Here is a 12,323-nt window from a genome sequence, read left to right as displayed (position 1 = left end):
GACTTATGGAAAATTATGAGTTTTTTAATGGCTTTGGAGGATTTGTCTGTGATGGCAGAGAATATGAAATTCTGCTGGACGGAAATAACAGGCCGCCGGCACCCTGGATTAATGTGATCTCAAACAAGGACTTTGGTTTCCAGATATCAGAGTCGGGGGCAGGCTTTACCTGGAGCATTAACAGCCGTGAGAATAAGCTTACACCCTGGTCCAACGACCCGGTCAGTGACAGGGCGGGGGAGGCAATCTATATTATGGATGAAATAACCGGAGAGGTAATGACGCCTATGTCTCTGGGAAGATTTAACAGAGGCATATACCGGGTAAGGCATGGGTTTGGATACAGCCGGTTCCTTCATGAGGAATCAATGGTTGAGCAGGAGCTGACTGTATTTTGCCCTCTTCATGAATCATTAAAACTGTGGAACTTAACCCTTAAGAATCAGTCAGATAAAGTAAAGTATTTAAGCCTGACCTATTATGTAGAATGGGTGCTGGGAACCCAAAGAGAGCAGACCGATCCATATATTCTCACCTCCTATGACAATGAACATGAATATTTGTACGCAAAAAACAGTTACACCATGAACTTTCAAAATAACTATGCCTACCTGTTTTCCAATGAGACAATTGTGGGTTACACCGGAGACAGACAGGAGTTTCTGGGACAAAAGGGCAGTATCAGAGAACCCAGGGGAGCAGAAGTCAAGCTCACCTGCAATACAGGAGTGTGCTATGACTCCTGCGGTGCAATACAGGTATCCATAGCAATTCAGCCTCAGGAAAGTAAAACGGTGGTATTTGGACTGGGACAGAGCTGCAGCTTAAATGAGATCAATCAAATCAGAAACAGATACAGAGATGTGAATGTGTCAGAAAAAGAACTGGAACAGGTCAGAGCCCACTGGGACAAATTATTAGGAACCATTCAGGTTAAGACAAAGGACCGGGCAGTTGATATTCTGGTTAACGGCTGGCTGCTCTATCAGACATTATCCTGCCGGATTCAGGCGAGAGCAGGATTTTATCAATGCGGGGGAGCTTATGGATACCGGGATCAGCTTCAGGATACCCTTTCTCTGCTTTTTACCGATCCGGGTATTTTGCGCAGCCAGATACTCACTGCCTGCAGCAGACAGTTTGAGGAAGGGGATGTCCAGCATTGGTGGCATCCTCCCATGGGAATCGGGGTGAGGACACGAATCTCCGATGACTTGCTCTGGCTGCCTTATTGTACTGCTGCTTATATTTTAAACACTGGAGATTATTCTATTTTAAAGGAAACAGTGCCTTACATTAAAGGTCCGGTACTTAAAGAGGATCAGCATGATGTTATGTTTACTCCTGAAGTATCCCAGCAATCCGGAAGCGTCTATGAACATTGCAAAAAGACGATTGACCGGACATTTTTCGGAGAGCATGGACTTCCCCTCATGGGTGGAGGGGACTGGAATGACGGTATGAATGAGGTAGGAATACAGGGAAAGGGCGAAAGTGTGTGGCTTGCCTGGTTTTTGTATACCGTATTAGGAGATTTCATTCCTTTATGCAAACAGGAAGGGGATGAGGCCTACGGACAGGAACTGGAGAAGAAACGGGAAACTCTGAGGCAAAGCATCGAAGAACATGCCTGGGATGGGGAATGGTATCTGCGGGCCTTTTATGACGATGGTTCGAAGCTGGGATCAAAGGAAAATGATGAATGCAGAATAGATTCCATCAGCCAGTCCTGGAGTGTAATCTCAAAAGGAGCCCGTGCAGAGCGTGCCAGGACAGCGATGCAGTCGGCATGGCGTTATCTGGTACGGGAGGAGGATGCCCTTTCCTTACTTCTTGCACCTCCTTTTCATAAAACAAGTAAAAATCCGGGCTATATCAAAAATTATATTCCAGGCATCCGGGAAAATGGAGGTCAGTACACTCACGCAGCAGTGTGGCTTGCGATTGCAACAGCAATGGAGCACGATTATGACATGGCACAGACCCTGTTTACCATTCTGAATCCCATTTATATTACACAAAAAAAGAAAGAGGTTCTTCGTTACGAAAAAGAACCTTACGTGATGACAGCTGATATATCATTAAGCCCGCCTTATACTGGAAGGGGCGGCTGGAGCTGGTATACCGGTTCCGCAGGCTGGATGTATCAGGGGCTGTTAAACTGGTTTCTGGGGATACGAAAGGAAGGGAATGAATTGGTGATTGATCCGGCAACGCCGGCTGATTTCGGAGATTTTACCATCCAATATAAATATGGAAGCTCTTATTATGAAATCAGAGTTGAGAGCAGAAGCAAGGGGAAACTGACAACGGAATCCATTATTTTAGACGATAAGCTGATTCAGGGAAACAGAATTGTACTGGAAGATGATGGAGAAAAGCATTATATTATGGTATGATTAAAAAGGCAGTTAATAGGAAGAAAGGAAACTTTCATGTCAGATAAAGAATATAGGAAAGAGCAGTTTCTTAAGATAGACGATCACCTGCTCCATGATAACTGTCCATCCGAATATCTGGAACAAATCAGCGGAGAACCGTGGTTTTCTGAGTATCCGTTTTCCATGTTGTTTAAACTAAAGGATACACCCCAGTCAAAACGCTACCATCCGGAAGGCAGTGTGTGGGCTCATACAATGATGGTGGTAAATGAAGCAGCAAAGCGGAAACGGGAGAGTAAATCGGAACGAACCCTGATGTGGGCAGCGCTGCTTCATGATATTGGCAAACCGGGGACCACAAAAATAAAGAAAGAAAAAATCACCTCCTATAATCATGATTTTGAGGGAGAACAGCTGACAGAAGATTTTTTATCCTGTTTTACCGGCGATGTTTCCTGGATTAAGTCCGTGGCAAAGCTGGTTAAGTATCATATGCACATTTTGTATATTACGGAAAAACTTCCATTTGGAGATGCCGGAAAAATGAGACAGGAGACGGATATTAATGAAGTTGCCCTGCTGGGGCTTTGTGACCGCATTGGCAGGGGAAACAGTGATCCCGATTATGAAAAGGAAGTAGTAAGAAAATTTCAGAAAATGATGTTGAGATAAAAGCTATGATATAAGGAGTATGCCATGATACAAAAGAGCAGATTAGATTCTGAAGAGGCTATGAGGAAAGAAATAGAAATAATGAATGGGTTTGGCAGCAGGGCAACCGGCTCAAAAGGTCATCAGGAGTTTATTGCATGGCTAAAGCAGCAATTGAAAGATATGGAGCTTCCTATTTATAGCGACCTCCATTCGTTTGAGCGATGGGAAGAAAAGAGTTGTGCTTTAAAAGTAAACCAGGAAGATATTCCTGTATCGTCAGCCTATCCATATTCCGGAGAAACAGATGAAAATGGAATAACAGGAGAACTGATTCATATAAAAAACAGTGATTATAGTAAGGCAAAAGGTAAAATTGCAGTTGTAGAAATCAAACTGATAAAAAAACTTCCCATTGGACTGATTATGAACAAACGGAAGGCATTTCCGGACGGCACCAGAATTGCTGCAGGTGACGGTGATCTGGTACTTACTTCTGTGTTAAGAAATCCTGATTTAAAGAAGGCAAAGGAGAAGGGAGTAAAAGCGGTTGTATTAATCTGGAAGGGCGTGGCGGATGAAAAAGTGGAAGATCAGTATCTGCCATTTACTGACGAATATATGGGGATTCCGGCTGTATGGGTGAATGAAACAGAAGGGGAAAAGGTGATTGGGGCTGCGAAAAGACAGGAACAGGGGACTGTGATATTGGAAGCAGACAAACAGGTCAATGCTCCAACTGAAAGTTTTCATGTAATACTGGAAGGGAAAAATAAGAAAGAGACCATTCTTATTAATACACATACGGACGGAATTAATGTTGTGGAGGAGAATGGTGCAATTGGTATGCTTTCCATGATTCGGTATTTACAAAACAAACAGCTGAATCGTACCATGGTATTTTCGTTTGTCACCGGACATTTTCGTTTACCGGTATTTAAAGGAACTTCACAGGCAACCTCAACCTGGCTATTGGACCACCCGGAACTATGGGATGGAAAAAACGGTAATAAAAAAGCCGTAGCAGGAATTACGGTGGAACATCTGGGCAGCATGGAGTGGAAAGAGAATGAGGACGGACAATATAAGGCAACTGGAAACATCCAGACAGAGTACACATACGTGGGAAATGCCCGGATGGGGAAGATCTGGGAAAAGGCGGTCAAGGACAGAAGTTTAACCCGTACTGTCACACTCAGAGGCCACAACAAGTTTGAATTTGGGGAAAGCCAGCCTCTGTTTGAAGCAGGGATTCCAGTCATTGGACTAATTCAGATGCCAGATTATCTAATGGCTGACAGCAAGAACAGAGAGAGAGACAAGTTTAACGTCAGTTTAATGAGGGAACAGGTGAAATCTCTGTTAAAAGCAACAATCATGGTGGATAAAACGCCGAAAGAACAACTTGGTAAATCTGACGGGTACTCATTCTTTTATGGTAGAACATGGTGAATGGTACCGTAGTAATGAAGGAAAGATTTGATCAAAAACTGGGGGAGCTGGGTATGATTGAAATCAATAAAAATTATCGTTCATTTGACGCACTGAAGCTGGCATTGGCAGTGTCCCCTGCCTGCATGGTTTCAGATATACTTTTGTCTGTTACCCAATCCATCCTGCAGACGGGGGCTCTGGCTCTGGTAACAGCTTATTTTGTGGACACTGCATCTGCAATATTAAAGGGAGCGCGTCCCAGTAATGATATTTATCTGCCATTGGTACTGCTGTTAGTGACGCTGGGGGTGACTACCATTATTGGTTCGCTGATCCAGCTGGCCAGTTCTCGTATCCGGTTAAATCTTAAACGCAGACTGATTCCGTCTGTAGTGAAGATTTATGCAGCATTGGACTACAGGCACATAGAAAATAATACCAGCTGGGAATTGATCTCACGGGTATCCAGGGACCCGGTTAATTCCATTATGGAGGGTGTGGAGGCGTATATTGAGTTTTTGAAGATTATCATCTCCCTGGCTTCCGTTCTGATATTGATTGTAATCCGGGTATGGTGGGCGGCAATTATTATCTTAATCTTCTCTGCCCCCATGTTCTGGCTGTCGGTGCGTGCGGGGAGAAAGGTCTACCAGGCCGGTCGTGAGGCTGAGAAATTCAACCGGCGAACGGAGTATCTGGGAGAAGTGCTGACGGGGCGCGATAATGTGGACGAGCGTACCCTGTTCGGCTATAGCGATGAGATCAGTGGCAAATGGCAGAATCAGTATGAAGCCGGGCGGAAATTACAGCTTAAGGTAACGGCCAGAATGTTCCTTTTTATTAAGGGGTCCAGTCTGCTTCTGGTTCTGATTTCTCTGTTAGTGGCATTGACACTGATCAGACCTGTGTTAACCGGTCAGATGACAGCAGGTTGGTTTATGGGTATTGTAAGCGCAGTATTTGGAATGATCCAGAAACTTGGCTTCCAGATGTCCCGTTCCCTGGAAAATATATCACGTGTCGGGGAGTATATGAAGGATTTAACTGCATTCGCGGCAATGAGTCAGATGAAAGACGCATTGACTGAGCCAGATGCCGAACCCATGGAATTTGAATCACTGGAATTTCGCAATGTCTGCTTTCGGTACCCGACAAGTGAACGGCTGGTGTTGGATGGAATGTCGTTTAAGATGGAGGCAGGGCGCCATTATGCCTTCGTTGGTAAAAATGGTGCAGGCAAAACAACAATTACCAAATTGTTAACAGGTCTGTTTCCACAATACCAGGGTGAGATACTGATAAATGGGAAAGAATTAAGGGAATATCCCGCAAGTGCAGTCAAGGCACTGTTTTCTGTGGTATATCAGGATTTTGCCAGGTATTATATACGATTAAAGGATAACATAGCTCTTGGCGATTTACATAGAAAAGGGAATGAGATGAAGGCAGCGCATCTGGCTGGGTTAGATGAGACCGTGAGCAGCCTGAACCTGGGACTGGATACGCCACTGGGTAAAATTATGACTGGCGGACAGGATCTTTCCGGCGGTCAGTGGCAGAGAGTGGCCATTGCCCGCTCACTGAACAGCCGTGCTCCCGTTAAAATCCTGGATGAACCCACCTCTGCTCTTGATCCCATCAGCGAGAGTCTGTTATACAGAGATTTTGAGAAGCTGATGAGGGGCAAGACTACGGTATTTGTCAGTCACCGTCTTGGTTCAACGAAGCTGGCTGACGAGATACTGGTCATTGACAGAGGGGGGATTATAGAGCGTGGAACCCATGATGAGCTGATGGCGGCAAACGGGTCGTATGCAGGGATGTTTGAGGCTCAGAGGGGGTGGTATCTATGAACACAGAAAAGAAGAAGTATACGTTCTTTCCAGTCATTACCCGTATTATACCAATGCAGTTTCAGGCAGCACCGTTCAATTGTATCCTTGAAAATATACTGGCCATTATGCACGGGCTGTCATTTTCCCTGACAGTTGTGGCAACCCAGCATCTTTTTGATACGATTTCCAAAGCGTCTGCCAGCGAAGCGGGCATTTCGGATTGTCTGGTTTCCCTGTTTTTATTAACTGGAGCAACGTTCGGGCAGCAGCTATTAAACGGGATTCATAACTTTCACGGTACCGGCATTCTTTTTCCAAAATCATCAGGAAAACTGACTGTTTTACTTCACCAGAAACTTAAAACTATTGATCCCGCCCAATTTGAAAACACAGATTTTTTAGATGACCTTAACAAAGCCAGGGAGGGAATTCAGGCAATTCCTTTATTCTGCATGATTTTGTTTTTATGTGTCTCTTTTTATGGAGTGTATTTCCTGTCAATCGGTACCTATCTGTTTACGTTAAAGCCCATGCTGTTAATTACACTTTTGTTAGCTTTTTTTCCTGCTATACTGGCACAGACCATTCATATCCGGGTGTTCACAAGGCTGGAAGAGCAGAGCGCACCATTGCGCCGGGAGCATGAATATTACCAGAAGGCAATCTGTGACAGAGAGTACTTTAAAGAAACCCGCATATTGGGAGCGTTTTCATTTTTTAATCAGCTGTTTACTGGCACATTGGAGCTCCTTACCAGTAAGATATGGAGGGCAGAGCGAAAAACTGCACTGCTGCAGCTGGTATTAAATATAACTACATTTGCAGGTATGGGAACATCGGCTTACCTGCTCTTTACTGCAACCATGGATGGGGAAATTACGGTTGGTATGTTTGCCGCTGTATTTGCGGCTCTGGGGCAGATTTTCGATATTATGGATGAAATAGTAAGAAAACACATGGGCAGTATGAACAGGGATATCGGCAAGGTTAACAACTTTCTGCATTTGCTTGACATGCCGGAACGCACCGGTTCTTCAGGGATACCGGATTTTACCAAAGGCATAGCTGCTTACGGGATCTGTTATACCTATCCGGGAAGGGAGAAACCGGCGGTGAAAAACGTATCACTGAACCTGGCAGAGGGAGAGACCATAGCCATTGTGGGGGAAAACGGTGCGGGGAAGAGCACCCTTGTGCGTTTGCTGACCGGAATTTACCGCCCATTAGAAGGCAGGGTTATAATCGGTGGCCTTGATACCGCAAAGATTGCTCCTTTCTCTTTATATAAGGGCATATCTGGCGTATTTCAGAAATATCAGCGGTACAAAATGACGCTAGAAGAGAATGTGGCTATCAGTGACAGTCTGACCAAAGCCGGTTCGGATCAGGCGGAATCGGCCCTTCGCCAAGCCGGTTTTGAAAAGGGCAGTATCCGGATGGAGGATATGCTTTCACCAGAGTTTGGCGGAATTGATTTATCAGGAGGGCAATGGCAGAGGATTGCCATAGCCAGAGGGTTATACCGGGTGAATGACTTTATTGTACTGGATGAACCCACCTCCGCCATAGATCCCATTGAGGAGACCAGGATATATAAACAATTTCAAAGGCTGGCAGAAGGCAAATGTGCCGTCATAGTGACTCACCGCCTCGGCTCTGCAAAGCTGGCTGACCGCGTCGTAGTGCTGGAGGCTGGAGAGATTGTTGACATGGGGACACATGACGAGCTGCTTTCCCGCCCAGGCAAATACGCTGATATGTGGGCGGCGCAGGCACAGTGGTATGAAAGGGATGAGAAGCAATTATGAAAGTAAGCGTATATCAATTAAATTCATTTGCTAAAACAAATGAAGGCGGTAATCCAGCAGGCGTCGTACTTGACGCGGATTCATTATCGGAAAAGCAAATGGGGAAAATTGCTGCTATTTTGGGATTCAGCGAAACTGCTTTTGTAATGCAGTCAGGGATAGCAGATTTCAGAGTGAGATTCTTTACGCCGAAGGAAGAAGTTGATTTATGCGGTCATGCAACAATTGCAGCCTTTTATACCATGTCATACCTGGGTTTGCTAAAACCAGGCAAGTATAAACAGGAGACAAAAGCCGGAATTCTGGGAATTGAAATAAAAGAAGATCATTCCGTAATGATGAATCAGTCAGCTCCTGCGTTTTCTGAAATAATAAAGAAGAATGAACTTGCGGACTCATTAAATATTGATGCTTCGCATATGCTGGAAGATTTACCGGCACAGATCGTTTCTACAGGACTTCGGGATATTTTGATCCCTGTAAAAAGTATGGAAATATTAAATGCAATGAAACCGGATATGGAAAAAATTAAAATAATCAGTCAAAAATATGGTGTAGTTGGTTACCATGTTTTTGCCCTGGAATCCCTGTATGGCGCAAACGCTAATTGTAGAAATTTTGCTCCGTTATATGAGATTCCGGAAGAATCAGCAACGGGAACTTCAAACGGTGCTCTGGGATGCTATCTTTACCACTATGGCAAAATTAACGCCGGGCAGGAATCCAACATTGTGTTTGAACAGGGGTATTCCATGAAAAGACCCTCTGAAATTCTGGTATCTTTGACGGTTAAGGAAAACGAAATTCATGAGGTCAGAGTGGGCGGAAATGCAAGGAATCTTATTTTGTCAGAAGTTGAATTGTAAAAAAAATAATATTTGAAAGAAGGGTTAAAATGAGTGTATTTTTTTATGGCTGTATTACTCTGGATGGCTATCTGGCTGATAAAAATCATAACCTGGACTGGCTTTACCAGACTGGAGATGCAGAAGAAACAGATTATGAGAACTTCTATAATTCTATGAATATTACTATTATGGGAAAACGAACATTTAAAGAAATTGAAAAAATGGATGATGCAGACAGTATTTACTCTACGACTGAGAATTACGTAATAACACATTCAAAAAGTGTTTCAGTACGGGGATTTACTCCTGTCAGTTGTGATGTTGTAGAATTTGTGAAACAGTTTGATAAAGATAAAAACATATGGATTGTGGGAGGAGGCACAATCCTGGCTCCTTTGCTGGATAATAATATGATAGACAATATGATAATACAGATTGCTCCAGTATTATTAGGAAAAGGAATTCCGCTGTTTTCCCAGGAGGAATCATTAAAACGTTTTTATCTGAAAGAAGTAAAACAATACGGACAATTTGCTGAACTGATTTATACTAAAATACAATCCTGAGCAGATATGAAAAAACAGCGTAATTTGAAAACGCTGTTTTTTCATATTGCTATCTAAAATTATATGGTGCAAAATCGGATGATATAATGGAAAAAACAGAGTAAACTGAACTAATACCAACAAAGGAGGTTGACTTTATGAAAAATACAGTTGTATTTCAGACGATCCTGGGCTCAGTTGTTATATCGGAACAAGATGGAGCTATTACGGAACTTATCTTTGCTAAGGACTCACCGGACGGAGGAAATAACCAGATCACACCCTTGTTAAAAGAAGCTGAAAAGCAACTTTTGGAATATTTATCAGGAGACCGCACAAAATTTAATTTAAAGCTTGCAGCCCAGGGAACGGAGTTTCAGAAGACGGTTTGGGATACATTGCAGGAGATTCCGTATGGCGAGACCCGCAGTTATAAACAGGTTGCTGAAATGATTGGCCGGCCTGAGGCTTCCCGCGCTGTAGGCATGGCCAATAGCAAAAATCCCATACTTATTTTGACACCCTGCCACCGTATCGTCGGTTCAGATGGTAAATTAACAGGTTATGCCGGTGGTCTGGAAATAAAGAAAACCCTGTTAGAATTGGAAAAAGATCATGTCAGCTGTTGAATATAAGTATTTTCATTATGGAACGAAAGAAACAGCACATCTTGCCGCAGCTGATCCTGTGCTTGGTGAAGCTATGGTAAGACTTGGACACGTAAAGCGCGAGGTGATTCCCGACCCATTCGCAGCGCTGATCAATGGGATTATTGGTCAATTGATCTCAACCCGCGCTGCAAAAACTGTATGGGAACGAATGCAGGAACTCTTAGGTGAAATCACTCCGGAGAATCTTTCCGGCTTTACCCCGGAAGAGGTGAGACAAAGTGGCATTACTATGAAAAAAGCCATCTGTATCTGCGATCTGGCAAAAGAGATCGTGGAAGGAAATCTGTGTCTGGATTGTCTGCAGAAAAAGCCGGACAACGAGATTATTCGAATCCTCACGGATATCAAGGGAATAGGTCCATGGACTGCACAAATGCTGCTTATTCATATGGAACGACCTGACGTAATCAGCTTTGGTGATATTGCCATTCGCCGTGGAATGGAAAAACTCTACGGCAATCCCAAACTGACAAAAGAGCAGTTTGATTCCTATAGAAATAAATATTCGCCTTATGGCTCGGTAGCTTCTATCTATTTATGGGAACTTTACTCAATGTCAATTGAGAAAAAAGAGGTGATAAAATGCTCGAAGTGAAATTAACAGATGATGAAAAATGGCAGGCTTCCCAGACCTGTGATCCTGCTTATGACGGTAGATTTTTTTATGGTGTGAAAACAACTGGGATTTACTGCCGCCCCTCCTGTAAGTCAAAAAGTCCAAAGCGGGAAAACGTCCTCTTTTTTGACACCGCAAAGCAGGCTGCAGAAAGCGGACTGCGTCCCTGCAAACGCTGCCGCCCGGATTTGCTGGAATTTCAGCCTCTAAAAGATTTAGCGGATAAAATTAAGGAAGTATGTGACCAGTATTTTACAGATCGCAGCCGTTTAAAAGAAAAGCTTGCGGGGCTGGGGTTGAGCAGGAACCGTATGATACAGCTGTTTCAAGAACAATATCAGATAACGCCATCAGAATATTTAAACCAGCTGCGCATTGCAAGTGCAAAAGATCAGCTTGTCCATACGCAAAATAGTATTCTGCAAATTTCCCTGCAAAGCGGTTTTGAGAGCCTTTCTACATTTTATGCACAGTTTAGGAAGGTGACAGGCGTTTCACCAAAAGAATACCGTAAAAACATTGATAAACAGAGGGAGAATTAGTTATGTGTGATTTTAGAATACGAGGAAAATAACTGAGTAATCAGTTGTTATTAAAAATGCTTGACTATATGATCAGGACTGGATATATTAAGGTTAAAACTGGATATGGGAATTTCTAATTGATTAGCGTTAGGGAACAGGAAAAATATGAGAATTATAGATGGACATGCCCATGCATGTGGGATGTTTTTAAATGCAGCTGATACTGTGAGTTATATGAAATTAAATAATATCTACAAAATAATACTTACTGCAGGAGAGCCGAATAGCAGGAAGGTATATAAGCTCCCCTATTTAGCTAAATTGTTTCCGGGTTCCAGGCTGATTTATGTGAATAATGCTCTGACCTCTGTGATAATCGGAATCAGTGGAATGAACAGGCATATAGATCAGGGAAATGAAACGGTTGCATTGATGGCTCAGGAATTTCCAGATTATATTTTAAATACTTATTGGATAAATCCTATTGAAGCGGACTGTATACAAAAAATTGAACTGTTTTCTAAAAAATACTCATTCTGCATGTTAAAAATGCATCAGTGCTGGACAAAGTTTGACATCGGGGATGAAAGGATTGCTAAAGTTATTGAATGGGCAGAATTGAAACAAAAACCAATATTTATTCATTTAAAATCCAGAAGTCGGGTGAAAAAGTTTCTATCTCTGACAAAAAAGTATCCTGGAGTAACGTTTATACTTGCACATTTAATTGGAATAGAAGAGTTTGACAGCTCAATTGGTGAAAATGTATATTTTGATATTTCGTGTCCATTATTACATTCGACTAAAATGTTGATAAAAGCATGGAATAATTTTGGCGCTGAACGAATATTGCTTGGCAGTGATGCTCCTTATGGTACAGATAATCTAAATCTGGCAATTAATCAGATGCGTATAGCTGGAATGAATAATGATCAAATTGAACTCGTATGCAGTAAAAACATTCAAAAATTACTGAATGTTGATTAATTATGGTAATGATAATCAGATAT

The 12,323-nt window shown here is 42.8% G+C and carries 11 protein-coding genes; all 11 read left to right on the top strand.

Annotated elements, in window-relative coordinates:
• Positions 1–5: 5 nt before the first annotated feature.
• The 11 genes from ABS301_RS02780 (at position 6) to ABS301_RS02730 (ending at position 12,300) form a co-directional block, all read left to right on the top strand.
• Positions 6–2,399 (top strand): glycoside hydrolase family 94 protein, encoded by a 2,394-nt coding sequence (locus ABS301_RS02780; RefSeq protein WP_349670742.1) that lies wholly within the window; start codon positions 6–8, stop codon positions 2,397–2,399.
• 36 nt (positions 2,400–2,435) lie between these two features.
• Complete coding sequence (locus ABS301_RS02775) at positions 2,436–3,053, top strand: HDIG domain-containing metalloprotein (RefSeq protein WP_349670741.1); 618 nt, start codon at positions 2,436–2,438, stop codon at positions 3,051–3,053.
• A gap of 24 nt (positions 3,054–3,077) precedes the next feature.
• Positions 3,078–4,484, top strand: coding sequence for a zinc-binding metallopeptidase family protein (locus ABS301_RS02770; protein WP_349670740.1), 1,407 nt, complete (start codon positions 3,078–3,080; stop codon positions 4,482–4,484).
• A 53-nt stretch (positions 4,485–4,537) separates the two neighbouring features.
• Positions 4,538–6,319: an ABC transporter ATP-binding protein gene (locus tag ABS301_RS02765; RefSeq protein WP_349670739.1), complete on the top strand. Its 1,782-nt coding sequence runs from the start codon at positions 4,538–4,540 to the stop codon at positions 6,317–6,319.
• Positions 6,316–8,109, top strand: coding sequence for an ABC transporter ATP-binding protein (locus tag ABS301_RS02760; RefSeq protein WP_349670738.1), 1,794 nt, complete (start codon positions 6,316–6,318; stop codon positions 8,107–8,109). Before ABS301_RS02765 ends, ABS301_RS02760 begins: the two co-directional genes overlap by 4 nt.
• The gene (locus ABS301_RS02755; RefSeq protein WP_349670737.1) at positions 8,106–8,975 is read left to right on the top strand and encodes a PhzF family phenazine biosynthesis protein; all 870 of its coding nucleotides are present in this window, start codon (positions 8,106–8,108) and stop codon (positions 8,973–8,975) included. Before ABS301_RS02760 ends, ABS301_RS02755 begins: the two co-directional genes overlap by 4 nt.
• A 29-nt stretch (positions 8,976–9,004) precedes the next feature.
• Positions 9,005–9,523, top strand: a complete 519-nt coding sequence (locus ABS301_RS02750) for a dihydrofolate reductase family protein (protein ID WP_349670736.1) — start codon at positions 9,005–9,007, stop codon at positions 9,521–9,523.
• A gap of 137 nt (positions 9,524–9,660) precedes the next feature.
• Entirely contained in the window at positions 9,661–10,131 is a 471-nt protein-coding gene (locus tag ABS301_RS02745; protein WP_349670735.1) for a methylated-DNA--[protein]-cysteine S-methyltransferase, read from the top strand.
• Positions 10,118–10,768 (top strand): DNA-3-methyladenine glycosylase family protein, encoded by a 651-nt coding sequence (locus ABS301_RS02740; protein WP_349670734.1) that lies wholly within the window; start codon positions 10,118–10,120, stop codon positions 10,766–10,768. The genes ABS301_RS02745 and ABS301_RS02740 overlap by 14 nt, the downstream gene beginning before the upstream one ends.
• Complete coding sequence (locus ABS301_RS02735) at positions 10,756–11,331, top strand: bifunctional transcriptional activator/DNA repair enzyme AdaA (RefSeq protein ID WP_349670733.1); 576 nt, start codon at positions 10,756–10,758, stop codon at positions 11,329–11,331. Before ABS301_RS02740 ends, ABS301_RS02735 begins: the two co-directional genes overlap by 13 nt.
• Before the next feature lie 147 nt (positions 11,332–11,478).
• The gene (locus ABS301_RS02730) at positions 11,479–12,300 is read left to right on the top strand and encodes an amidohydrolase family protein (RefSeq protein WP_349670732.1); all 822 of its coding nucleotides are present in this window, start codon (positions 11,479–11,481) and stop codon (positions 12,298–12,300) included.
• Positions 12,301–12,323 lie beyond the last annotated feature (23 nt).

It is taken from the genome of Lacrimispora sp. (assembly GCF_031982545.1).
Taxonomy (GTDB): Bacteria; Bacillota; Clostridia; order Lachnospirales; family Lachnospiraceae; genus Lacrimispora.
The sequence above is the reverse complement of the archived record's forward strand: the minus strand, read 5'-3'. Positions and strand labels throughout refer to the sequence as shown.